This window comes from Wolbachia endosymbiont (group B) of Dolichovespula media (genome assembly GCF_947179505.1).
Lineage (GTDB): Bacteria > Pseudomonadota > Alphaproteobacteria > Rickettsiales > Anaplasmataceae > Wolbachia.
The window spans coordinates 67,828-93,859 of sequence record NZ_CAMXBR010000002.1; the positions used below are offsets into that span (position 1 = coordinate 67,828).

At 33.5% G+C, this 26,032-nt stretch carries 13 protein-coding genes and 4 pseudogenes; 7 read left to right on the forward strand and 10 right to left on the reverse strand.

All coding sequences use genetic code 11. From position 1 onward, the window contains the following. Positions 1 to 18 precede the first annotated feature (18 nt). From OM967_RS01515 to OM967_RS01525, 3 genes are all read right to left on the reverse strand, one after another. A complete protein-coding gene (locus OM967_RS01515; protein WP_264337451.1) occupies positions 19 to 6,702 on the reverse strand; it encodes an ankyrin repeat domain-containing protein in 6,684 nt (2,227 codons plus the stop codon). A 702-nt stretch (positions 6,703 to 7,404) separates the two neighbouring features. After that, entirely contained in the window at positions 7,405 to 10,074 is a 2,670-nt protein-coding gene (locus OM967_RS01520; protein ID WP_264337452.1) for a hypothetical protein, read from the reverse strand. A gap of 100 nt (positions 10,075 to 10,174) precedes the next feature. Then, positions 10,175 to 11,413 (reverse strand): hypothetical protein, encoded by a 1,239-nt coding sequence (locus tag OM967_RS01525; protein ID WP_208571676.1) that lies wholly within the window; start codon positions 11,411 to 11,413, stop codon positions 10,175 to 10,177. A 468-nt stretch (positions 11,414 to 11,881) separates the two neighbouring features. On the opposite strand from OM967_RS01525, the pseudogene OM967_RS08180 reads away from it, so the two are divergent. Continuing rightward, positions 11,882 to 12,843, forward strand: a pseudogene (locus OM967_RS08180) (IS5 family transposase). Between the two features lie 104 nt (positions 12,844 to 12,947). Here OM967_RS08180 and mutL read toward each other — a convergent pair. Beyond that, positions 12,948 to 14,699, reverse strand: a complete 1,752-nt coding sequence (gene mutL / locus OM967_RS01540; protein ID WP_405197050.1) for a DNA mismatch repair endonuclease MutL — start codon at positions 14,697 to 14,699, stop codon at positions 12,948 to 12,950. A gap of 51 nt (positions 14,700 to 14,750) precedes the next feature. Further along, positions 14,751 to 14,961 (reverse strand): annotated as a pseudogene (locus tag OM967_RS01545) (helix-turn-helix domain-containing protein); the annotation flags it as partial. A gap of 96 nt (positions 14,962 to 15,057) precedes the next feature. Here OM967_RS01545 and OM967_RS01550 point away from each other — a divergent pair. Both OM967_RS01550 and OM967_RS01555 read left to right on the forward strand, forming a co-directional pair. Beyond that, positions 15,058 to 15,929, forward strand: a pseudogene (locus tag OM967_RS01550) (IS982 family transposase). Positions 15,930 to 16,091: 162 nt separating this feature from the next. Further along, positions 16,092 to 16,994: an ankyrin repeat domain-containing protein gene (locus OM967_RS01555; protein ID WP_264337564.1), complete on the forward strand. Its 903-nt coding sequence runs from the start codon at positions 16,092 to 16,094 to the stop codon at positions 16,992 to 16,994. A 133-nt stretch (positions 16,995 to 17,127) separates the two neighbouring features. Here the strand turns inward: OM967_RS01555 and OM967_RS01560 are convergent, their stop codons facing one another. From OM967_RS01560 to OM967_RS01575, 4 genes are all read right to left on the reverse strand, one after another. Beyond that, positions 17,128 to 17,886: a cell division protein FtsQ/DivIB gene (locus tag OM967_RS01560; protein ID WP_211908130.1), complete on the reverse strand. Its 759-nt coding sequence runs from the start codon at positions 17,884 to 17,886 to the stop codon at positions 17,128 to 17,130. Continuing rightward, positions 17,867 to 18,820, reverse strand: coding sequence for a D-alanine--D-alanine ligase (locus OM967_RS01565; protein WP_250119959.1), 954 nt, complete (start codon positions 18,818 to 18,820; stop codon positions 17,867 to 17,869). Before OM967_RS01565 ends, OM967_RS01560 begins: the two co-directional genes overlap by 20 nt. 190 nt (positions 18,821 to 19,010) lie before the next feature. After that, positions 19,011 to 19,238 (reverse strand): hypothetical protein, encoded by a 228-nt coding sequence (locus OM967_RS01570; protein ID WP_211908132.1) that lies wholly within the window; start codon positions 19,236 to 19,238, stop codon positions 19,011 to 19,013. A 441-nt stretch (positions 19,239 to 19,679) separates the two neighbouring features. After that, positions 19,680 to 20,057: a ferredoxin family protein gene (locus OM967_RS01575; protein WP_211908136.1), complete on the reverse strand. Its 378-nt coding sequence runs from the start codon at positions 20,055 to 20,057 to the stop codon at positions 19,680 to 19,682. A 61-nt stretch (positions 20,058 to 20,118) separates the two neighbouring features. On the opposite strand from OM967_RS01575, the pseudogene OM967_RS01580 reads away from it, so the two are divergent. From OM967_RS01580 to OM967_RS01595, 4 genes and pseudogenes are all read left to right on the forward strand, one after another. Then, positions 20,119 to 20,622: pseudogene (locus OM967_RS01580) on the forward strand (DNA-processing protein DprA); the annotation flags it as partial. 120 nt (positions 20,623 to 20,742) lie between these two features. Then, positions 20,743 to 21,546 carry a hypothetical protein gene (locus tag OM967_RS01585; protein ID WP_264337455.1) on the forward strand — a complete coding sequence of 268 codons (804 nt, stop codon included), beginning with the start codon at positions 20,743 to 20,745 and terminating at the stop codon, positions 21,544 to 21,546. 100 nt (positions 21,547 to 21,646) lie between these two features. Further along, on the forward strand, positions 21,647 to 22,807 hold the full coding sequence (locus OM967_RS01590) for a porin (RefSeq protein ID WP_211908140.1): 1,161 nt from the start codon (positions 21,647 to 21,649) through the stop codon (positions 22,805 to 22,807). 263 nt (positions 22,808 to 23,070) lie between these two features. Further along, positions 23,071 to 24,411 carry a DNA recombination protein RmuC gene (locus tag OM967_RS01595; RefSeq protein ID WP_211908142.1) on the forward strand — a complete coding sequence of 447 codons (1,341 nt, stop codon included), beginning with the start codon at positions 23,071 to 23,073 and terminating at the stop codon, positions 24,409 to 24,411. 32 nt (positions 24,412 to 24,443) lie between these two features. Here the strand turns inward: OM967_RS01595 and OM967_RS01600 are convergent, their stop codons facing one another. Continuing rightward, positions 24,444 to 25,550, reverse strand: a complete 1,107-nt coding sequence (locus OM967_RS01600) for a D-alanyl-D-alanine carboxypeptidase family protein (RefSeq protein ID WP_250119957.1) — start codon at positions 25,548 to 25,550, stop codon at positions 24,444 to 24,446. Positions 25,551 to 26,032: the final 482 nt, after the last annotated feature.

Sequence of the window (26,032 nt, forward strand, 5' to 3'; positions counted from 1 at the left end):
TGATTTCCCTATTCTCACCTACTTACCCAAAGTATTTCCAAGCTTAGTTACTCCCATCTCAGAAAGACAAGTTGATACTTTTGAATGGCTGTGAACTGAAGCATTACTTAAATAACTTTGAGGCTCTAAACTCATTTGCTTTGCATCATCAACTTCTAATGTACCATCTCTGTTGTGTAATATCTGCTCTATTGATTGATTTAGCAGACCCTTATTAAATTGAGCTATAAACTTTTCAAATTTCTTCGGACTTAATTTACCAGCTTCTTCACCAGGACATGCTTTCTCTACATACGATTTTAAAATCCCTGAAATTTCATTAAATTTACCACTCATGATTTTTCCAGTAATCTCTTTCTGCATTCCCATATAATCAATATTTAATCGATGCATTGATACACCACTTTTTAATCCAGCTTGCTCTACTACTTTCTCAAATCCCTCTGTAATACTGAGTGCATATCCCTGTGCTTCTAGTGGAGATATAGACTGATCTACTGTAGAAACATACTTTTGACCTGTAACTTTTCTAATGAGCATGTCAAGTAACATTATCGTACCATTTACATCCATTTTTGCATCAATTTGTGAAATTGGACTTGAGGTGCTTGATGTTTCCTTAGATAATGTAGGCTTAGAATTTAATAATCCACCTATAGAGCTTTTTACCCAAACAAACAAATCATTTATACGTGAAGATAGCCTCATACTACTACTTACTGCTATATTACGTTGATTACTCAACTCTTCGACTGCATGTGATAAATTCTGCTCATTACGATGGTGACGACGATGACGAGTTTGCTTTCTGCTGTGTTCATGCCTGTGCTTATGAATCAACTTGGGTTGATCAGATAACATCACTTCCGGACTTCTTTTCTTATTGAAAACATCATTATAGACTTGATCGTTATATTCTTTTTTTACAACATTTATATCCCTTGCCGTATTTATTTGTTCCTGATGATCTTTTAGGTTTATTTCCTTATCAGCAAACTTGATAGATAGTGTTTCCATTTTAGATGTTTCATAAAATTTACTCAGTACTATTGTACATGGATCATTCTTATCAACATTAGCGTCAAAAGCATTAGTTATTACTAGGTCATTACCATTATTACTCAAAAACTTATAGTTTCCTGCTCTTTTAGGCGTTATTAGTACAGCGTTTACCTCTATATCTTGACTGGTTACAATAATAATTTCTTTATCTCTTTCAAACACTAAAGGTAATGGTTTTAAACTCCACTCATTGTTATCAAAGTTTATTCCCATTGGCACATTATTCAAAATTATGTGAGTCTTGTTATACAAATTCACCCCATCTTTTAGCCTCACAGTAAAACACTCGTGCTTTTTTATCCCACTTACGAACGAATCTTCTGTTTTCTTTAATTCAGTTATTTCTCCTTTTAATAGTAAATCATTTGCTAATTTTATAATTTTTAATTCAAAACTTTCTTTATTCGATAACTTACCTCTTGCTTTTTGTACTAAACTTCTCAAGTCAATTGTATCTACTGAACTTTCTACATCAAGATCGTAAATCACTACTTCGGGAACTTCAAGTTTCTTATCTGTAGAATCAATCACATATACATTTTCACCACCATTCCCAACTAGATGACTCTTATGTAGTGGATTATTGTGTATTACCTCATGATTACCACTCCCTATTACAACAGTTTCATTACTCAATAGTGATTGTATAAAAAATGACATTTTATTTAGTCGATTCGCTACAACTAAATACTCCTTTATAATTTCATCAACTGATTTATTCGTGTTCTCAAGCATATACAGGTTGCCACTATCTCCTACTTTTATTTCAGCATTGTTACCTAGTCTATAAGAAGGGTTAGATGCACCAGAGATTGTTATATTAAATTCCTTGTCTGACATTGGTGCAAAATTGAATGTGATTATATGAGAAGTTTTATTTAGTACATTGATATTCCTTGCATCAATATTCTTTATCTGAGCAGGTTCATACTCAAATGCAAAAGTATTATTTAAGTTCAATGCTTCAGCAGTATAAATAAAATCAACTTTAGCACTACCAAGTGCATATGGTATAATATAGTGAAAATCTCCTTTCAGTGCTCGATTATATATAACGGTATTAGGCCTTACCACTACTTGCATCTCATAAGCGCAATCCTTGTCATATATGTTTATGTGATCTACAAATCCTTCACTACCACTTTGGCCATCTACAAAATTAATATCACTAGTACCACTATCACATGTAATAAACACTTGATCTGCTTTATCTTTTCTACCTAAGAACTTATTTATTCCACTCATTCCGAAAAAGTTTTCTCGATAATAATCTTCAACCTCACCTACATCTAATCTCACATTCATACTCTCTTCTTCTCGAGCAAATGATGTAAGATCTAAAGTGTTTACTCCACTTTCTCCATAAAAATATCCTGTTATAGCACTTCCCTGCAAAATGAATATATCATCCTTATTACCACCATAATACCTTTTGAATCCATCATTTACTACAAAAACATTAGAACTATCTATAAATCCTTTTGCATGATCATTACCTTTTCCTAAGTTAATTAGAGTATGATTTCCAGTTTTATTTCTACTTAGGTCAGTTATGCCAATTGTATTTTTACATAAGTAAGCTTCATTAACAGGTTCATAGTCTCCTTGTGATAGACAAAATACTTTTCCGCCATTTGGATTATCTGATCTTGCTCTGCTCCACTTTATGTCAGTTCTTTTTCTATCAAGTAGTACTTCATTATTCAAATCTACTTGAAACTTACTTGTACATTTTTGATAATATTTTGTTACTGTTCTTCTCTCAAGGCAACGACCACTATCTAATCCAAGAATCCTAACACACTCAGTTGCATCATATGGTACTAGTGAACAAGAATCTGTAACTTGCTTTCCAGTTGGAAAAATATATCTTTTAATGTCACTATGTTGCTGTAAATACTCAAGTCCTTGATTGACTAATTGATTATTAAGCTGCTTTTCTTCCATTAAATCTTTTATATATTTCTCAGGTTCCATACCTATAAATGCATGCAATCCTTCAACAAACTTTTCACTCGCAGTTAAGTGAATAATTTCATCAATTTTATCAACTCTCTTTACTGCCATATAAATATCAGTGCCAACAAACACTACAGCTCCAATTGTTGTTCCAATAGGTCCAGCAGCAGACGAAACTCCTTCTAATAATTCAAAAGCCTCAGCAACCTCTATGCCAATCTCTGCAGCATCAACTCCCAAGTAAATACTATCTCCTACTACGCCAACCAATGCTTCCTCAGTACCATTTTTAAATGCTTTTACCTGATTTACTAGATCGTAGATAACAAAGGCAGAAGTACCACGAGAAAGAAAAGGAGATGCTGCTCTTAAAGAACTGCCAAGTAATAATTTTCCTTCTGAAGCTAATTTTAATCCTTTAAGAGATGTAGCTTCAGCGATTTTAGCAAATCCTTGACCACCGGCTATAAAACCAACATTTACTGCTACACCTTGATAATCTCCATTTAAAAAGTCAGCTAAAATATTTTTAGCCATCATTCCATGCATTGCTATACCAGAGATTCTTCCTACTACAGCTAGATAACTCATGATTTTTTGATTACTGATCAGCCTATTAACTAGGCCTTGAGATCTGCCTTTAACTCTAACCTCACCTGCTAGATGAATTAGCTGAGAGCGCTTTTCCTCTGGTAGGTCTTTAACGTAATCAACAAACTTTTCACTATCTATTTCAATTTTATTGAAGTCTCTCTTCTCACCTTTCTCAACATTAAACTCATCAACATCTTCCCATGTGAATAAACACTCTTTACCACCAACCTCTCTTATTTTCCTTGTGCTATATTTACTTGTACTGGGCAGGCATTCTTCTGCTGAAACTTCGCCTACTTGATACATATTATCATTCTTTCGTTTTAGATTAGTAGATTTAGACTTAAGAACATCTATAATTCCCTGATAAATTTGCGGATTTTGATCAAATCTTTTCATAGCTAAATCTAGAGGAGTAAGGTTTTCATAATTTCTAACACCGACCCCATCCCCTTTTTCTATCAAACATTTCACTACATCTAAGTCACCTCCTTCGGCAGCAAAGTGTAGGGGTGTATTCTTATCATAATCTACTGCATTAAGATTGGCACCATTTTTTTTCAAATACTCCACTACACTTAAGTAACCTCCTTCGGCAGCCAAGTGTAGGGGTGTATTCTTATTCTTGTTTTCTGCATCAAGATTGGCATTATTTTTTATCAAATACTCCACTACACTTAAGTAACCTCTTTTGGCAGCAAAGTGTAGAGGTGTATCCTTATTCTTGTTTTCTGCATTAAGATTGGCCTTATTTTTTTTCAAATACTCCACTACACTTAAGTAACCTCCTTCGGCAGCCAAGTGTAGGGGTGTATTCTTATTCTTGTTTTCTGCATTAAGATTGGCCTTATTTTTTATCAAATACTCCACTACATCTAAGTCACCTCCTTCGGCAGCAAAGTGTAGGGGTGTATTCTTATTCTTGTTTTCTGCATTAAGATTGGCATTATTTTCTATCAAATACTCCACTACATCTAAGTCACCTCCTTCGGCAGCAAAGTGTAGGGGTGTATCCTTATTCTTGTTTTCTGCATTAAGATTGGCCTTATTTTTTTTCAAATACTCCACTACACTTAAGTAACCTCCTTCGGCAGCCAAGTGTAGGGGTGTATTCTTATTCTTGTTTTCTGCATTAAGATTGGCCTTATTTTTTATCAAATACTCCACTACATCTAAGTCACCTCCTTCGGCAGCAAAGTGTAGGGGTGTATTCTTATTCTTGTTTTCTGCATTAAGATTGGCATTATTTTCTATCAAATACTCCACTACATCTAAGTCACCTCCTTCGGCAGCAAAGTGTAGGGGTGTATCCTTATTCTTGTTTTCTGCATTAAGATTGGCATTATTTTTTATCAAATACTCCACTACATCTAAGCAACCTCCTTCGGCAGCCAAGTGTAGGGGTGTATCCTTATTCTTGTTTTCTGCATTAAGATTGGCATTATTTTTTATCAAATACTCCACTACATCTAAGTCACCTCTTTTGGCAGCAAAGTGTAGAGGTGTATTCTGATTATAATCTACTGCATTAAAATTTATTGTCTTTAAGTTACCGCTAATTGAGTACGCCTGTGACATTACTTCTACTCCCTTCTCAGCGCCCTGCAATAACAAATGCACTTCACTCACCTTTTGCTCTATATTTTTGACCCCTCTTTCTATTATACTTAAAGTATTAACTTCTTGTTGCATTTCTTTAAAAAGGTCTCCTGCTTCTTTGTTACCAAAAAACCTTCCTTGCCTTTCCTTTAACCAACCTAGCATTCTTTCCTCAAATTTGTTATAAGCGTCTTTACTCAAATTACCGATATAATCAAATCTTTTACTAAATTCTATACTTATTTCATGTTCAAGTATTTCGGTAAGTTGGCCTTCATTTGGCTGATCAACTGCAAATACTAACTTTTCAAGAAACTCTTTTATTTCCTTACCTATAATATCTACTGACTGTCCACGCATTTCATTTTGCACTTCGCTACCTTGTGTTAAATGCAAGACTAAGTCATCATTACATTTTATTCTATATCTTGTACCAGTGGCTGCTTTAAAGAAGCTATCATTCTCACCAATTTCCTCAACTAAAACTTTTTTTCCTTTATTCTTTCCAAGACTAACTTCCTTAAGCTTCTTTATTTGATCTTGCACCGAATTATCCAGATCAAAACTAATATTAGTACAAACAATAAAATCTTTTAGGCTATAGTCTTTAAATTCTTTTTTCTTCTTAATTCTTAAATAAGAAACAAAATACTTCTCTAAATTAAATTCACCATCCTTACTTTTTGTAAATAAGTCTCCTACTGTAATCTTGTTACTTTTCTCATCTAGTTTATGTTTAGCTTGCAAAAAACGACATTTTTTTTCTCTTGAATCACCATATATAAATACCAAGTCATCAAATTTTTCAGCATCATCCCACTCTGTAGCCAAATAAAAAGAGTATCCTTGATCTAATCCACGCTTTAAAAAAAGCATTAACAATTTTAGCTGATAAATAACTCCATGAAGAGTACTCTTTAGCCCAGAAGCAGGGTATGTTCTTGGGTCACCCTCTTCGATTTTTGTTCCTTCAGGCTCTTCTTTTTTTATAGAGGAAATTCTTAGCTTTTTAGGAGAACCAACTTCTGGCTTATTTTCTCCAATGTTTTCCCTTTTTAGAGATGAAGCTCCCTGTAATTCTTGAATAATATCTTGATCCAAAGATGTCTTACTCTTACTATTAAGATCTTCATTAATAACATCGAGAGGCGTCTGACCCCTATTATTTTTAGCTTTCGGGTTTATATCGCGAGTACTTAAAAGAAGTTTGACAATGTCTAGATGTCTTTTGCTGACAGCAACATGTAGTGGTGTATTACCATTATCATTGTAATCAATATCATTAATATTATCTACTTGAGTAAGTAATTCTTTAATTGCATTAGTCTTGTCTAGCTGAAGATTACCTGTTCTATGCTCACGTATAACAAGAAACAATTTGGCAATGTCAATATCATCAGGATTATACATACGTCTTATTCTACGTTTAAACTGAAAAGATTTATCTTTTGCTTGTGAATTAATCTTTGTGCTCTTTAAATAACCCACTGAAGATTGTTTTTATAGCATAAAACTCCCTCTATTTAACTCAAAACCTAAACTTTATATTCCCATACATACTAGTAAATAAAGTTAGCAATGCAATTAGCTTGTATAAATACTTTATCTTAGAGCTATCTTTAATTTAGCAGCATATTCTACTAAAATTTAATAAAATAACCATTCCCAGAGATCAAGAAATGTGAAAAGTATTTTTCTTGGGACTAGTTGATCTATTAAATATTGTACACAAACTTTTCTTTATATCAATCTATTTCTTGGTTTGACACACTTTTTTGAACATTACCTTAGATTATGGTCATTTTACCTCACTTTTACTTGCTCTATCTTTCTTTATATAAACATTTCTCCTCTTTTGCAGCAAGTCTAATGCTGAACGGGAAATTAGGCATTATGTCGTTTATCGTCAAAACTCATATTTTGCACAATCACGGCGAGGAATTTGAACAGATAATTTATTTCGTTATACTTAACATGGAAATAAAGTAACCTAAACCCTTTTCACAATCTTCTATCTATCGTTTCTTAAACCACTCTCCTAAACCGGATACCAAATTAATCCCCTACCTCCAGATCATTCGCGTTATTTGTCATAACACTGTCATTGAAAGCGTCAGTACTGATCAAATCATATTTATCATGAAGAAAGGCAACTGCACTACTTTGAGTTAATCTAATATCCTCTTTTACTCATTGATTTCCACGCCCACGACCTCTGGGAACACTACTAATCCCTGTAGATTCTAAAGTCCGCCGATCTTCTCCTTGTTGTTCTACTGTATCAGGATGTATCATATGAATAGAACTGTGAACTACTAGAGCAGGAACAAACTCATCACTTGTTAATATTAAAGAATTTTTATCTTTAGCCCCTATATTAACAACTACACCCATGAAAAATATTTTATCACTATCTGTGATTGCTTTCAGTGCTGCCCCTTTAGCATATCTAATATTTTGTTCTTTTGTTAATTTATCAACTTCCTGTTTCAGCTGATCTTGATTTAAATTTTTATCTATAAGCTTAAATTCCAGCGCTATAGGAGTGTATTCTTTAGTACCCTGAGGTGAAGGACCAATACCTTGTATTACCATATCTACATGACCACCTGTTCCTACTTGAAATTCAGGTATAATTATAATTTTTGCAGAATCTTCTTGGTTTGTAGAAGTCTCTTTTAGCTTCAAATCACTATAACTACTAAGGAAGCCATTAAGCACAGCTTGTAATCTTGCTTCATTTGTAATCAAACCTTTAACAGGGTAAATCGCATCTGCTATCTCAGTAAGTAGACTTTTATAACCTAGCAATAAGTCTGTACCTTCAGAAGAAGTAGCATATTGAGAAGTAATTGCTTGATTAAATTTTGCCTTTAATTCATCAGAATTAGGCATCTTAAGAAAACCACCTGTAAACTGCTGATCGATACTACTTGGCTTATATTTACTTACCTGTTCTATTTCAAAAAGTTCTTCAAAAGATAACCCTGTTTCATATTTTTTAAGACTCATTTTAGTTTCTATGACATTTTTTACTTCTCCTATTCCAGGTATGTTTAGCACTGGAATTTTTTTATCAGCATAGAATGCTCTCGTATTGGACTCTCGTATATGAAAAATGAATGCTGTTTTTTCCTGCCCTTCATTACCTTGAACAAATATTAATGTTGTGACAGGGCTTTTAGATAAAGTGTATTCTGTTCCCTGAGGCCAGTTCAGCGGGTACTCACCATATGAGTATATATATTTTTTTACGTTATCCTGATCTTGACCAATCTCGTTAATTAAAATTGATTGACCTAATATATCTCTACTGAAATAGTAATGATCTTTTGTTTCTTTATTCGCTGGAAAAGTATGGTATTCGCTTGATAACAAATCTTTTACCTTTCGCTTAAAAACTTCCTCAGAAATTGATTGATTATCCCACTCGCCAACTAGTTCGATAAATTCCTCCATCAAAGGAGCTGGTGGTTGTTTAATAGGTTTTACTTCAGTTTTAAATGGTTCTTTGAGATCTAAATTTAACCCAACAGCAATAGCATTCTCCGCATTGGTTAAGATCCTCATCTTATTTGGTCTAAAACCTTCAATGTAACCTTTAGCTTGCTCCAGCGCATCACTTGGATCAACTTGTCCTTCAGTTCCAGCCTTGAGTTCAATAAGAATTGGAACTGAATCAATAGCACGATCAGGTCCACGAACAAGCAAAACAATATCAGCATAACCTCCTCCAGCAAATTGTTCCAGATAGAGTTTGGTATTATCACGATATCGAAAGTTATCAAACATTCCTGCTACAAAACCATGTTGACCAGCTTCACGAGCTTTAATGCCATAAACATTAGCTTGTAAATCTAAATTAGTATGAACTTTTTTAATATAATTCAGAATGGCTTTAAGATTTTCCTGAACTTGATCTATTTCTGCATCTGGATTAGCAAGCTTTTCAATATAACTTTCCAGATAGACAGATTTACCTAGCTTTTTTTTCACTTCTATAAATGGAAATTCTGTTGGAGGAGAGATAGGTATATCCTTGATCTTCTTTTTACTTTCTACCTGAATATTTATTTTTTCATCTTCTCCATCGCTCTTTAAGGTATATCCCTTTTCTGAAGTCATTCTAGATAACTCCTTCCTGGCATCATCACTAAGATCTTTACCTTGCTTACCTAGAAACTGCTTGACTTCATCGAAAACCTTGCCTTTTAATTGGTCACGACTAATCTCGATTGTTTTAACATTACCATATACATTCTTAGCTTTATACTCTAGCACACCATCCCTTTTCAGATATAAGTATAACTTCTTTGATTTAACATCTTTGTCTGATTTAGGTTTGCTTTTTACTAACTCATATTTGTCTTTTAGAATTTTTATCACATCAATTTGAAGCTTACGAGCATCCAATTCATTGTAATCTCTACCTATTACACTCTTGAACTCGCCCTTTGTGAATTCAAAGCTCCTAGTATGGGCATCTGAAGGCTTAGAGTGTTGAGCTTCTATATCTTCAGTAAAAATAAAAACATGTATTTTGGATTCCGTTTCTGCTACAACCTTTAAAGTTCTTGCTCCCTCAAAACGAAAATGTAACTTCTTTATACCTAGCTTATCATTAAGTTTAGTATCTAATACACTGGAAAAAGAAGCTAAAAATCTATGAGGAAAAAAGCCAAGTTTCTTACTAGAATGTAAATAGGATTGTATTTGATCAACCAACGACTGATATCTTGCTTCAAAAGATTTATCCAGTGAACCCGCTGCATCAGAAGTTGAAGAATCTACCTTACCAAAAAGTAACTCCATTAGCTCGAAATCTTGTGGTTTTTCTTGCTGTTGATTGTTATCAACCATAACTAGCCCCCGATTTTAACCTTTTACAAATTTTATCCTCACTAAGCTCTTTTCATGCTTTCGTTTAAGTCTAAGCAACTGAATTCCCTAAACAGAAACACTATACTCTGCTTCTAATATCAGTAACTTCCTGTTTTACAGACTCTACATCTAATGATGAACTTGGCAACTGACTATCACCTGCCCCACGATCCAATTGCGTGTTTCTAACTCTCATAAACAGCTCATATTCTGATTTATCTTCTTCCATAATAGAGTACATTTGCTCTTGGCTAAGGGAGTTAACAATTTTAGATAATATTTCAATAGCTTTATTTGCCTTAATAAGAGAAGCAACCAAATCTCTAGTTGATGAGAGTTGTTCGCTTAGCTTATTTAAATAGTGTTGTCTATGAGCATCAAAGTCAGGACAATTCCAAATAGAGGCAAGCATATCACTGCCAGATTTAACAAAATTATCACCTGGTGCAGAAACAAGCGAGTTTAATGCTGAAAACATTGATGTACTATAAGCTTCAGGAGATAAATCTTCTGGCTTTAAATGTTCAAATAGCTTTCTGGCGTTCTCGAAAGAATGGTTTCTTCTTAATATACTTAAAGTATAATAACATCCATGTTGTTTAAAATCCCTTTTCAATAGCTCATGATACTTATCTTCAGGAAGGTAACGTAGACAGAAATCAACCATTCCAACATCGTCAGCAGAAAAACGTCCTTTATTATATGCCACTTCCATCAACAAATCTTCTTTCCTTTTCGAAGACACAGAATCAATTGATTGTAACTTATCCCAGAAGAATTCCAAAGCTTCAACATGCTTTTCTAGCATCGCAGATTTAAAAGCATAAACGTATGGATGCTCATTATTTAACTTCAACTGATGTTCCTGGTTATTTATAGCATGTGACCAGTAGATCATTAAAGCCCCGTTATTACATCCCTTAACTAAACTCTCTACTGTCTTATTACCTAACGTTAATTTAAATTCTTCAAAAATAGCTCTTATCTCGTCTTCAAAACAACACCAGCATGCAATCCTGTAGCGATCAAAGGGTCTAATAAGACTTCTTTGCCCATCTAAAGTTTTCAAGGCTAACAATTTTTCCCCGAAAGTATACCTATTGAGTCTAATTTGTCCTGAAGCATCTTCTATCTTCCAACAAGTTTCATCTTCTAAAACTTTCTTAAAAAGGGGTGGTATTATTGTGCTATCCCATTTATTCAGCAATGTCTGATATGCAATACACCATCTTTTAATCTCTAACTCTTTAAGCCCTTTATGAGGATCATCCTCTTTAATGGAAGTTAGTAATACCTTTTGTACATTTTCGTAACCCATACTTACCCCCCCTAACAAGATTTAATATATTTTAGACATGTTACTCTACCTTTAAAACTTTGTCAATTACCATTATGTATAGAAAAATTTTCTAACCCAAAGTAGTTTTAGGCAAAAGACCCTTAATAGACTCAATACATGACATTTTATTTATTTTGAATTTTGTTTCGTCATGAGCTTGTCTTCATTATTCTTCCGCAAGTAAATCAATATTAATTTAGCAAAACATATTATTAAGATCTCAGGTAAGATAACCGTTTTCAGCACTCAAAACCAAGGGCGGTGAGAGCTTTTTGTTTTGGGATGGGTTGGTCTACCAAGTGTACCATACGAACTTTTTTTATATTCTGAATGGCTTTGTTGCATAGCTAGTGTTGGTTGAGGTTATTGTAAGAAGAAAAGCTTTTTAATATATGGCTACTAACGCATTTTGTTGTAAAATAGGCATTTTTCAAACAAGTACAACTTATGCCACAAAAAATGAGAGTAAGTAACCAAAGAGAATATAACGAGTTTCTCAAAAAAAGAGGAAATGTTTTTCATTTTGTTAATCAAGCCATAGAAAATTGGTATGAAAATAATCCAAAAGTTGCAGGTGGCAATAACACTTATAGTGATAAAGTTGTAATTTTAATACACATAATAGTTCATCTTTTTAGAATTGGCTTGAGACAAGCTGTAGGTTCTGTAAAAGGTTATATGGTACAAAAATAGGCAAAAAACTTAAGATTATCAGCTATACACAAGCTTCCAGAAGATTTAAAAAGCTTAATTTGAAGATTGATGACCATAGAAGCAATAAAGATGATCTGGAAAATGTTGAAATTGCCGTAGATAGCACTAGAGTTAGTATCTACAATAATAACGGTGGGCATAGTAAGCTTAATATTTGAAAAAGAAAATACAGTGGTTATGGTCAAGTAAGAAAATTACATGTTGTTTTAAACATAAATGATAAGAAAGCAATAAGCATGAACTACACTAGTGGTGTTGCTGTAGACTATTTGCCGGTCTGCGATATGTTAGAAGAAGTCAGTGATAAATATAACATTTGTTCTATTCGAGCAGATGCGGCTTATGATATAAAAAGTGTGTATAAAGAATGCAGAAAATACAATATTGTGCCTATTATTCGCCCTAGGAAGGATACTAAAATTTGTTTAGCTGACTACTTATCAGAAAGAAACAAGTATATTAGTAGAATTAGGTCATATGAGAATTATGAAGATGGTATTAATGAATGGAAGAAAAAAGTTAAGTATGGAGCACGGTCTTATATTGAAGTCTTTTTCTATAGGTTGAAGCAAATATTTGGGTTTAGCTTGAAAAATAAATCAGAGGTAAATCGTGAAAAAGAGCTGTTAATTAAGTGCTACTTATTGAACAAATTTACTGACATAGGTATGGCTAAATTTAAATTAGCTGCGTAAATTCACTGTGATTTACATGCCTATCAGTGCTATGCAACAAAGCCATCCATAATCAGAAGAGCTGTTACGTATACTTAATTGGCAACCTTTTTGACAAACTGAACTCATCTCCTTTCAAACAATTTTTCTATATCACTTATTTTCATTTCTATATACGTTGGTCTTTCATGACCAGAATATGGAGTTTTCTCAATTTGTCTTAGTATCTCATTCATCTCTTCCAATTTCATTTTTCTTCCTGCTCCATGGCAAGCGATTGTGGCTGATATTTTATTCACCTTATCCTCTATTGACAACGTATCTTCCATTTCCGTTAACTTATCTACTATATCAACTAGCATCCCTTTTATATCTATTGTTCCCAAGATTGAAGGTATTTCTTTCACCATTATTTTATCTTCTGATTCTATTTCAATACCAAAACCCATTTCAAAAAGCTTATCTTTATAAGTTTCAACCATCTCCGTCCCTGCTTGGTTTTTAATCTCAACTATTTCAGGAAGGAGAAGTTTTTGTCTTTTTATGCTTGTTAAGCACTCGTATATCAATCTCTCGTGGTCTGCATGTTGATCTACTATAATCAGCCTATCTCCAGCCTCAGCAATAATGTAAGTACTGTGGACCTGACAGCGTGCATACCCTAGAGGATGATCCTCTATTAAATCAATTTGCTCCCTTTCTAGAACCATCGCTCCCTTTTGGGGTGGAGATTCTCCATACTTAAACGTTTCTGGTAAGCTTTGCCTTCTTTCATCTGGTGCATTGAATTCTTTCATTAGACGATTTTCTAAAAGACTTGGTCTCTTTTCATAAAACTCTTTTTGATTCTTTTTCTCTTTACTATCAACCTGCTCTTGGCTTTTACTATCATTAAAAATTAGCTCCTCTTCAATACCTTGACCACTTGCTGCAAACCTCGTTGATAATGCTTTTATTATCCCTCTTCTCACTATTTCATATATTAGCCTTTTATTCTGAAATCTTACTTCCGATTTATTTGGATGCACATTTACATCTACTTGATCGTATGGTATCTCTAAGTGCAGCACTGCAAAAGGATACCTCCCACTTAGAATAAAATCTTGATACGCATATCTAATTGCACCAATAAGTAGATTATCTTTTATTGGCCTTCCATTAACAAACGTATAGATCTGAGTTGAATTGCCACGACTAATAGTTGGTTTACAGATGTGTCCCGTAAGTTTGATGCCGTCTTCTTCCTCTTTAACTTCCAGCGAATTGCTCTGAAATTCTTCTTCTGTTTCACATAATCTGTTAAATAATGAAGTTTGCTTAACATATTTTAAGAGCTTTTTATTACCGGAAGTGAGAGTAAACCCAATACTATAGTTAATCATTGCTAAGTTATTTACAATGTCAACAATGCTTTGTGTTTCTGCCCTCTCGGTTTTTAGAAATTTTAATCTATTTGGAGTGGCAAAAAATAAGTCACGAACTTCAATATATGTACCCTGTAGCAAAGAACAAGGTGTAATCTCTCTTATTTTTTCTCCTCCCTCATAACTTATAGACCATGCTTCATTTACTCTTTTTGCTTTCGATGATAGCCTAATTCTACTCACTGCTGCAATTGAAGGCAAAGCCTCTCCTCTAAAGCCAAGATGTCTGATCTCTATTAACTCACTATCACTTAATTTTGAAGTGGCATGCCTCATAAGTGCTAGTTCCAGATCGTTCTTTTCTATTCCATTTCCATCATCTATCACAGTTATAAGGTTACGTCCACCACTTTCTATTTTGATCTCTATCTCTGAACTTCCAGCATCTATTGCATTTTCTACTAATTCCTTTACTACACTCGCTGGCCTTGTATCTTGAACAAAGCATCTAATGTTTTAAGCTTAAGCATTAGATGGAGAAGGGGAGAACTCTGTCAGTGGTCTTAGCTCATTTGCAGCTCTTTGCTGTCCATATGCTGGAAATTCTGTTGCAATATTTACTACTGCTCTTTCTATATCTTCGGAAACTCTGTTTGCAAACAGCGGTTTTTTTCTTGCTGATTTCATGTAACGCCTCTTCTCCTCCATTTTCGTATAACTCCTTGAATCTATAAAACGTATCTCTTGAATATCCCATTACCTTGCACGCTTGAGACCCCAGTTATGGATTAGAAAACAGATAAAAGTAGAATTAATAAAGAGGGAAATAGGGTAAACTCAAGTATTTTAGCAATAATTTAAGAGGTTACCCATGAAGAAAGATATTACAGAACTTTACTGCTGCGTCGAGGATTTTTGTCGTGTAGTAGATGAAAATTTTGCAAATAAGTTCTTATCAAATGGCAAAAAACCAACCAGAGTACCAGAAATAGCGCACTCAGAAATGCTAACCATAATCCTGTTATACCACCAATCGCCATGTAAAAACTTCAAGGCTTTTTATCTTTGTTACCTTAAGTTACTCTATAGATCAGAATTTTCAAAGATGCCTTCATATCACAGATTTATTGCCTTAAAGCCGAGAGTTTTACGGTATTTAGCATTACTTCTTCAATGGTTCTGCGAACAAGCGAAAATGACAGGTACTTCCTACATTGACACTTCTACGATTGCCATTTGCCACAAGAAAAGGATCTCTAGGAACAAAGTTTTTGATGGTTTAGCAGAAATTGGTAAGAGCACGTATGGTTGGTTTTTTGGCTTTAAATTGCACTTGGTGATTAACGAAATTGGAGAAATTCAATCACTTACTCTAACCAAAGGTAACGTTGATGACAGAAAACCTGTGCCAACTATAATTAAAAGACTGACAGGACTTTTGTTCGGAGATAAAGGCTATATCAAGAAGGAGCTCTTTGAGGAACTCTTCGATAGAGGTTTAAAGCTTGTCACTAAAGTGAAAAAAGGCATGAAAAACGCACTAATCTCACTAAAAGAGAAGGCTTTATTGAGAAAAAGGTCGATTATTGAGACAGTCTTTGGTTGTTTAAAAAATAAATTTGAGCTTGAAAATACACGGCACAGATCGCCAATAAATTTTCTGGTACATATTTTTCTACATTAATTTCATATTCCATGCAGTCAAAAAAGCCTTCTATTTCTAAGCCTTACTGTGTTGGTTAATCCATAACTGGGGTTTGAGATACATTCCCGAGCTGTTTTGCTAGCTCTAATAAACCTAGTTTTGGTTTTAATATTTTTGTTTGTATTGTGTTCATTTCTAACACTCCTTTCTTTTATTATTTTATAACTTACTTTTTTAAAGTGTCAGATTAAGTCTAAGCTATTACAGGTTTTACTCCTTTACATTTGGCAGCACAAAATGGTCACAAAGATATAGTTAATCTTCTTCTAAAGGAAAAGGCTGATGTTAATGCTAAGAATAAGAAAGGTGCTACTCCTTTACATTTGGCAGCACAAAATGGTCACAAAGATATAGTTAATCTTCTTCTAAAGGAAAAGGCTGATGTTAATGCTAAGAATAAGAAAGGTGCTACTCCTTTACATTTTGCAGCAGAAAATGATCATACATATATAGTTGATCTTCTTCTAAAGGAAAAGGCTGATGTTAATGCTAAGAATAAGAAAGGTGCTACTCCTTTACATTTTGCAGCAAAAAATGGTCATACATATATAGTTGATCTTCTTCTAAAGGAAAAGGCTGATGTTAATGCTAAGAATAAGAAAGGTGCTACTCCTTTACATTTTGCAGCAAAAAATGATCGTATAGATATAGTTGATCTTCTGCTTTCTAACCCAAATATTAATGTTGGTTGTATAGATCTTAAACTTATTACTGGAAAAAGTGCAAGCAAAAAAAATCTTGTTCAAAAAAGACTTCAAGATAATGAATTGTTTAATATGCTAAAACAAGCAGCAACAGAAATAGATGAAAATAAAGTAGATGAATTACTGGAATCAAAAAATAAGTATAGTTTCAAACCAAGCTTAAACTACTCTCCAGATGGTAATAATGAAAATACGACTATTGAAATTGCTATTAAAGCTGGTGGAAAGTTATTAGATCTTTTATGTACTTATGCTGAGAAGAATATAGGTACAGACACTGAAATATTTAAACGACTCAAACATGCTAAAGAAAACTCTCATTCTAAGAGAGATCTTTGTGATGTTTCTGTTTTAAAACATTCTACTCCAGATCAAGGCTTTTTGTTTAGTAATGGTTAATGCTTCCTTCTATAATGCAAAACCCATACTCACCCAACCTAATTGATTACTTGCAATCTGGATTCCAGTTTTAAGCTACTCGGATGACAGAGAAAGGGCTACTTGCATGACATGAAAAGGAGCACCGAGCAGATCACTTCTTCACAAGGATCTTATCAGCAACACGCATATCAATTATGCTCCAATTGCTAAAAGTAAAGTCGGTTGTATTTTGCAAGTGGCTTAAATAATCCCATGCGCTATAAGGATTATCTTCAGGCAATTTTACTGTGGCACTGTCATCGAGTATGATATTCCATCTTCTATTTCCTACATAAACACAAGAAGAAATATGATCACTTAATTGAGTTTTCCTCTCTAGTATATACTTAATGAATTTTAGGCTTGATAACGAATTTTGTCCTTTGATTATAACGAGGTTATCTATCTGGTAATCATCTACGATTACTTTACCTTCAGAGTCAATTACTGAAGTTCTGTTATCATCTTTCCAAAGAGCAAAAGGTTTGTGTTCATTTACATCAATGAGTAAGGTGTTGGGTAAAATCCTATAAATTCTTACATGTTTTATCCATTCACTTACAGATTGTATATTATCTGTTAGTTTTGAGAGTGATACATACATGATAGGTTGTGTTCTATCTACTAAACTTAGAATGTCCTGTTCATTTGTAAATTTGTTTCCAGTAACGGTTACTTTGTCGATTGAAAATCCATTGCTAATTAATAAGCTCGATAAGCGATCGTTACACCAAGTAAAGTAGTAATTGAATCGATTTGTTATTTTATCAAGTGAACTATAAAGTACTAGTGTAAGGAAGAGTGCAGTTATAATCATGAAAGCACACTTGCGCAAAAAACTCCTTTGGCTTCTAGTAACATTGTTCAACATCGGCTTGATCTCTAATATTCTTGTGGTGTAAACTGTCTTTGACAATAATTTTAATTAATTCATTAAAATCAATTCCTTTTGTCAATTTTGCAATTTCTGGTACTAACGATAATTCAGTAAAGCCAGGATGTGTATTAATCTCAAGCATTTTTAAAGTGTTATTTTGGGGATTATAACGGAAGTCTGAGCGGGAAACAGTTTTGCATCCTAAAAATTGATGAACTTTTAGTGCGTGTTCCAAGGTCATTCTATATATGTTGTCAGGAATTTTAGCAGGAAATATATGTTCTGCAAATCCATCTGTATACTTTGCTTCATAATCATAGAATTTATTTTTTGGTCGTATTTCCATAGTGCCAATTGCTTCGTTCAGCAATACAGCAGTATGTAACTCTATACCCGGTATGTATTCTTCTATGATTATCTTTTCCATTATAGTAGAACTGTTATTTTTTAGCTCTAAGTAATCCTCATGTGAGAAAATCATGTGTACTCCAATGCTTGAGCCTTCGTTAATCGGTTTTAAGACGTACGGATAATCAACTTTAATATTATTTTTTAGCACATCTTCTCGACTAATTACATAACCTCTTGGAGTGTCGATATTAAGAGAATGGAATATATGCTTTGACATCACTTTATTCATAGCAACAGCCGAAGCCATAACTTCTGAGTGTGTATATTTTATACCTAAAATCTCCAGCAAACCTTGAATACAGCCATCTTCACCATAAGGTCCATGTAGAGCAATAAAAGCAAGAGCGGGATTAGTTTTTTTAAGCTTTTGAGCAATGTTGCTATCAACATCTATTTCTATTGCATTATATGAAAGGCTATCAAGCGCCTTCTTTACTGCTTTTCCGCTCATAAGCGATATTTCTCTTTCGCAAGAAAATCCACCACTTAAAATTGCTATAGTTGGAACCATAAGCACCCTAATATTTTGCTATATATCATATATAAAAGATACTTTTATCTTCAATAGAAAAAACGCTTTGAAAAATTCCACAGCTGTACAGATATTGAAACTTGCAGATGGTGTCATGCAAACTGGTTCCTTTATGATCAGACACCAGATTGCAAGTAAAACTGGAAGATCTTTTTCAGTAATATTCTTTAAAAATTTAATTTTGTAATCCACTTGATTTCCACTTTACATCTTTGTAATCAACTGTTTCTACACCTTCAATGTCATATTGATCAGCAACTACAGATAGTTCCATTTCATGATCTATTAAAAACCTTTCTGCTGATTCTTGAGTGGGCTGCTTAGTAAGCTCAACTAGTTTAGTAAAATGCTGTAAAGTTTTTTTACTGAAAGATACATTAGCATTTGCCGTAAGTTTTGCCAAAGTTCATGAGTAATTGTACAATATTTTCCTGAAATTTTCAAGAAAGTAAACTTATCTGGAAAGTAATTATGCTGATATAAATATTACAATTTTATTAACACATAAATGCTACCGTGGCGTTAGTTTTTTAATTTAGGAGTATATTATGGTTATACCTACACAAAACTCGAATTCATTAACGTTTCAGGCACGTAACCTATCTCATATTTGCCACAAAAACTGTGAAGAGGCGTTCAATGAAACAGACAAACCTCTATGCAAGACTAGATGTGACGCTTTCTTTCCAGTGCCTGAACCTCATTCACAAATTAGTGAGAAATTAGTAGAAATTGCAAACAATCTCCGTTTTGAGAGTGCATAATTATCGTCTATGGCAGATGAAATAGACGCTTACAATTCAATGTCTATTTAATCAAAAAAATGTAAGTCTATTTTTGTACTCTATGACCCTAAATTTTCATCAAAATAAGCTGTCTTATCCTTTTTTTCTTTATACTCTTCTGCTGTATCTAGGGGTTGCTTTTTAGCTGTAATGTTTGGCCATTTTTGCGAATATTCTACGTTTATGTTGTAAAATGATTTAAAGATTTTTTGTTCATTGTTCAGCAAGCCTTCGTCTAGTTCTATAATATCTTTTATGGAATCATCAGTTACAATCGCATCCACTGGACACTCAGGTATACATACTCCACAATCAATACACTCATCTGGGTTAATCACGAGCATATTTTTACCTTCATAAAAGCAGTCAACGGGACATACTTCTACACAGTCCGTATATTTACATTTTATGCATTTATCTGTAACAAAATGCGTCATAAAACACTGTATATTTACATTATCTTGGGTACACTAAATTGATAAGAAATTCAAGCCTTTTATGAAGATAAATAAATTAAATAACGAAGAATTAGAAATATGGCTAAGCTTGGCTAGAACTGTGGGACCAGTAAAGTTCTTTAGTATACTTAGAGCATATGGGTCGCTATATGAAGTGCTTAAATATCTTAATAAGTTGACTAACAAGGATTATGGAATTCAAAATGCACGAGAAGAAATTAAGAATGCAGAAAAAATTGGAGCCAAAATAACACCAGCATGTGATCCAGATTACCCTGAAATTTTAAGGAATATCTCTGGTTGTCCTCCTGTAATAACTACACTTGGTGATGTATCATTATTAAGTCGTGAGATAATTGCAATAATCGGTGGACGTAATTCTTCAATGAATGGAAGAAATTTTGCCAATAAGTTGGCACTCGATTTAAGCGAAGCTGGTTTCATCGTAATTTCTGGTCTTGCAAGAGGGATTGATACTGCAGCAAACAGTGTAATATACAAAAATTACCCCACTATTGCTGTTACAGCAAGCGGAATTGACGTAGCATGACTTAGAACATGCAGCAACATGACGATTTGTCTATACTTTATCAAGTATATTAATGGGTAAATGAATTTTAATACAATCTTATTATACTTATAAATACGTTATATGTGAGAAGATATGGAAGATTTTATAACTGAAAGAAGGAAAGATGATGCTGTGATATCTGTTTGTCAGGATAATGAGAAAAAGAACGTATTAATCTTGGGACTCAATCAAGCTGCAAGGAATTTATTAAAATGTGAGGAAGAGAATTTACTTAATAAGCCGTTAATCAATATTTTAAGTAAAAGAGCAGCTGAAGATATGAAAAGCTATTTGGAGTATACTGAAGATGGGCGCGATTTGCCCGATATATTGCCAAAAGTGATAGGCTTTTCTTTAATCGACGCTAAAGGAGAAGATATAAAAACAAAGGTAAAAGTTTTTCGCACAACGCAATTTACTAATAGCAAGATTAATTATGAGCTATTAATACGTGACATTAGCCTGTTTCATAAGCTAGGAATGTTTAGGGATAAATACCTGATAGGTAAAAAATATAAAAACCACAATTTGTTTAACATACCAGACAATGAGTCCACTATTTTTGAGTTATATGTTGTATTAAATTTTGCCTTTGAATATCAAATTAATGCAGTTATAGGGATAATAGGCTTCAATAGTAAATTGAGTGAGACGAACGATCCATTGAACGTTATCATAGGGCATTTTTATAAAAATTGCCGTAGTGATGATTTTTTGGGATTTATTGATGAGAATAAGGTACTTTTTATTTTGATGAACTGTGGTACAAAAAACACGTCTAAAATAGTGAATCGTATACGCTCTGCTATTAATAAGCAGTTATTAAAGCGAAAACTACCAAGTATATCAATTATTTATGGAAATATAATTCAAAAGCATAGTGTGAAGAATGCTTAAACGCTTTTGTCATTAATTGGTTTGTAGTATCTAAGTTCTACACAATATAAGGATTGTTTTTTATTTCTGTTAAGCTTATATTAAGAATTTAAGCTTACCTATGAGGTTACTAATCACACTGTTTTTATCATTACTCGTGGGAGGAAGTGCTAACGCTAGGGTAATTCTGGATAAGGAGATGTCTTATGTAGAACTAGATGGAAAAGTAGATTTAAGATTTGGCTACGCTTTCAATAGAGATTCTTTTAGCTCTACCAAAGACAAGACCTCAAGTTATTCAGACCTGCGCTTGCTTTATTTACAGCAAGTTTATCCAAATACTAAAATGGGTTTTGATGTTAAGGCAGGAGTTTCTGGTATTGCAAACTTAAAGGCACTAGACATAGAAAAGTTAGAAATGGAGAAGTGGTATTTTGTCATAAAGAATCAGGAGTTTGGATCATTTGAATATGGTAAAGGAAGTTTAGTTAGTCAGAGTATGTTAATTAACACTTCAAAAATTTATACAGCTGCTGGGGGAATAAATGGTCATTGGACAAACTATGCAAATCTGCGCGGTAATGGAAAAAAAGATGATGACTCTGGGTACGATAAGGACAAGGTATTTTGGGTAAAACCCAATGTTTACAGCGACTATAATGGACTAGAGCTGAAGTTAAAACAACCAATGATAAACTATATTTCTCCTGAAATTCATAACTTTCAACTTGGATTCAGTTATGTTCCAGGTAAAAATAATTTACAATATAATAATTTAATAGCCGCTGGTCTTTCCTATAAAAATGCCCTATCAGATGAAATAAATTTTACTACTGCTTTGACTGGCGAATTTGCAAGGGAAAATTTAACTGACTGTACAAACAAAAATTCTAGCGATCTTCAGTGTCATAATCAATTACTACACTGGAATTTTGGTGTGAAACTAAAGCTTTTTGAACTTGATTGCATTTTGTCGTACGGGAATGGTGGTAAATCTGGTGAGAAGCGTAGTCATGAAACAAATAATATGCATTATGTAAATGCAGGTATTGCTTATCATTCTGATTCTCGTAAAGTGAGCTTAACATATTTTAATAGTGTTAGGGATATTGCAGACAAAGGTACAAACGAATTAACATCACAGGCTTTCAGTCTTGAATATCCATTAGCTGTTGGTACTTCATATTACTTTGATATTGTAAGATTTAGTACTAAGGAGCTTGCAGTGGAAGATAATAACTCCGGATATGTGCTTTTGGCCGGATTGAAGCTAAGTTTTTAGTGAAGTAACTGGTATGTAAGTATTGTAATAATGAGAGTAAAATTGAGTTGTTAATATATGTGCTATTTGATATTATAAAAATAACTATTACATAAGATTTTCAATAAAAAGACATTCTGTTACTAATCCAAGTGTAGAAGAAAACGGTTATTAATTAGCAAACCAAGCCCTTCAGTAAGCGCATCTCTTCAGGTGCTCTTTTTTTCTTTTTTATATATAAAAAAATTAGATAGTATTGTGAGTGCGGTTTTTTCTGTGTTCTGATGCTTTTCAATTCTATAGCTTTTGTATTGAATTTCCTTTTTTTACTACTATTTCTCTATATTGTTGTAAGAAAGAACAGAAAATTTAGTGAGAATCTTGAGAAGAATTTACTTAAAGTAGCACATGAACTTCAAGAGGCAAAACAGGCTTTAGTAGATAAAAATAAGGAAATAGTTGATTTGAAAGTGAGGAACGCAGAACTTGAAGTAATTCTTCAAAAAGAGCGTGAAGAAAAGAAAAAGGAAATAGAATTACTAACAAAAGCAGAGGAGAGGCTTACGAACACTTTTAAAGCACTTTCTCTTGATGCTCTTCAGGTAAACAATAATAATTTTCTGAACTTAGCAAAAGAAGTGATCGATAATAAGCTAAAAGAAACAGAAAGTGACTTCAAAAAAAGGCAAGCAACGATCAACGAAGTTATCACTCCAATAAAAGAAAAATTAGAAAAATTCGACAGTGAAATACGTGAGCTAGAGAAAGAGAGGGTAGGGGCCTACGAAGGTTTAAGGGAGCAAATTGGAGCATTAATGAACCAAACTTCTAGCCTTGCTAACGCCTTGAGGAAACCTCACATTAGAGGTAAGTGGGGTGAAATGCAGCTCAAAAGAGTGATAGAGATGGCGGGAATGATTGAATATTGCGATTTTTTTACTCAAGCCTCAGTAATTGATAAAAATGAGGACAATTTGTTACGTCCTGATTTAATAGTAAAAATGCCATCAGGAAAGCAAATAATAATAGATGCTAAAGTACCACTTGATTCTTACATGGATGCTATGTCGCAAAATGATTTACAGATACAAAAGGAAAAATTGAAGAATCATTCTCTGGCAATAAAAAAACATATAAATAATCTAGGCAGAAAGGAATATTGGAACCAATTTGAAAATACGCCAGAGTTTGTGGTGCTTTTTTTAACAGGAGAAGGGGTTTTCAGCGCAGCACTAGAATGTGAACCAGCTTTGATAGAAATTGGAATAGAAAAAAAAGTAATTATTGCAACACCAATCACTTTAATCGCGCTACTTAGGGCAGTAGCCTATGGGTGGAAGCAAGAGATAATAGCTGAAAATGCAAAGAAAATAAGTGAACTAGGCCATATTTTATATGAGCGAATCTGCACAATGGGCGAAAATTTTGATAATTTACGCAGAAGCTTAAAAAGTGCTGTTGATCATTACAATAAAACTGCTGGTTCGCTTGAGGCAAGAGTGTTTCCTGCTGCCCGAGAATTCAATAAGCTTGGTATACATGCAAAAAATAAAGAACTCACTGCTGCAAAAGAGTTGGAATCTTTACCACGCAGTTTACATGCTGAGAGGTTGAAAGTAGATTAGTATTTCAGGTCTCCTTAACTTACATTTGCTGATTAAAACAACTTTCTAAAAATTTTTTTTATATAGCTCAATTCCTGCACATCATTTGCTGCATAAACAGGTATAGTTTTTTGCTCAGTACCAGGTATTTCTACAAAAATTTTGCCCACTTCTTGACCTTTTTTAATTGGTGCGGGTACCATATCTTTATACTCAATACGCACTTTAATTTTATCATGTAATCTGCGGTTATAAGTTATGGTAACATCGTTTGCAACTGTAACGGGCACTTTTTTATCTTTTCCATAAACAATATTTATTTCTTCAACTACGCTATCCTTAGCAAATATTTTCTTGGTATTAAAATGATTTAAGGAATATTGTATTAGTCTTTTTGCTTCCTCTATTCGCTCTTTCTCGGTGTCCAAACCATTCACAACAGCAAAAATTCTCCTATCGTTCCGTTTTGCAGATGCTATAATGCCATAACCACCAGCACTTGTATGACCTGTCTTTAGACCATCAACTCCAATATCATGGAAAAGTAAAAGATTTTTATTTTTTTGTACAATATCATTATATGTCAAATATTGTTCAGAGAATAAATCATAGTATTCAGGAAAATCGGTGAAAATTCTTTTTGCCAGTGTTACCAAGTCTTTTGCGCTCATAAAATGGTTTTCATCTGGCCACCCGCTTGAGTTAACAAAATGACTATCATTAAGATTTAAATCTTGTGCAACTTCATTCATTTCAGCAACAAAATTCTCCTCTGATCCTGCAATACCCTCGGCTAGCGCTATGCATGCATCATTACCTGAGGCAATTGTAACTCCTTCAAGTAGTTCTTTTACCGTAACAAATTGACCTTCTTTCAAAAACATAGAAGAGCCTTTTCTTTCCCACGCTTTTCTGCTCACTCGAAATTTATCTTCCATATTTATTATTCCAGCTTTTAGATAATCAAAAGCTACATATAAAGTCATCAATTTGCTCATTGAAGATGGGGCCATTTTTTCCCTGGAATTGTGTTCAAAAATGAACGAGTCTGAAGCTAAATCTAAGACAATTGCTTGCTTTGCTTTGGTTCTAAACTGATATGAGTATGAGTAAAAAGGAAATATAAAAATTAATAGCAAAGTTACTAATTTGCTTAACATATTTATAATTTTAAATTTATAGTGTACTAATTAATAGTATGATTTTGCACGAGCATTTCAATAGATCTCTCGCATAAAACTTCCTTGACAAACTGCGCCAGCCCCCTTCTTATGACAATAAGAGTATTTATCCTTGTTTTCGATCCGCGCGGGTTCAATAACAAAAATTCAGTAAAAAACTCAGATATTTATTGGCAAATTACATAAAAATTATAGCGGTTGCATGTCTTTTTTATTTTTTCTACATTCAGGCAAAACGCGCTTATTTTAAGCGTTAGCACATTATTATAGCGCCAATTTACATTATTATAGGGTCAAAACTCGTTACACGGGGATTTTTTTGCCTTTTTTTCGCTTGGTAAATTTCTTAACATTTACAGCTAAAGCTTCAGGCCAGCACTTGATGCTGGAAATTTTTTGAGCACAAAAGTTATGCTAGGTTTTTGTTGGTAAGAAACCAGTGTCAAGCACTGGGATGACAT

Excerpts from the sequence above, each read along its gene's own strand:
- OM967_RS01520 (WP_264337452.1), bottom strand. The coding sequence starts at position 10,074 with ATGGTTGATAACAATCAACAGCAAGAAAAACCACAAGATTTCGAGCTA.
- OM967_RS01525 (WP_208571676.1), bottom strand. The coding sequence starts at position 11,413 with ATGGGTTACGAAAATGTACAAAAGGTATTACTAACTTCCATTAAAGAG.
- OM967_RS01560 (WP_211908130.1), bottom strand. The coding sequence starts at position 17,886 with ATGTTGAACAATGTTACTAGAAGCCAAAGGAGTTTTTTGCGCAAGTGT.
- OM967_RS01575 (WP_211908136.1), bottom strand. The coding sequence starts at position 20,057 with ATGACGCATTTTGTTACAGATAAATGCATAAAATGTAAATATACGGAC.
- OM967_RS01585 (WP_264337455.1), top strand. The coding sequence starts at position 20,743 with ATGGAAGATTTTATAACTGAAAGAAGGAAAGATGATGCTGTGATATCT.
- OM967_RS01590 (WP_211908140.1), top strand. The coding sequence starts at position 21,647 with ATGAGGTTACTAATCACACTGTTTTTATCATTACTCGTGGGAGGAAGT.
- OM967_RS01595 (WP_211908142.1), top strand. The coding sequence starts at position 23,071 with ATGCTTTTCAATTCTATAGCTTTTGTATTGAATTTCCTTTTTTTACTA.
- OM967_RS01600 (WP_250119957.1), bottom strand. The coding sequence starts at position 25,550 with ATGTTAAGCAAATTAGTAACTTTGCTATTAATTTTTATATTTCCTTTT.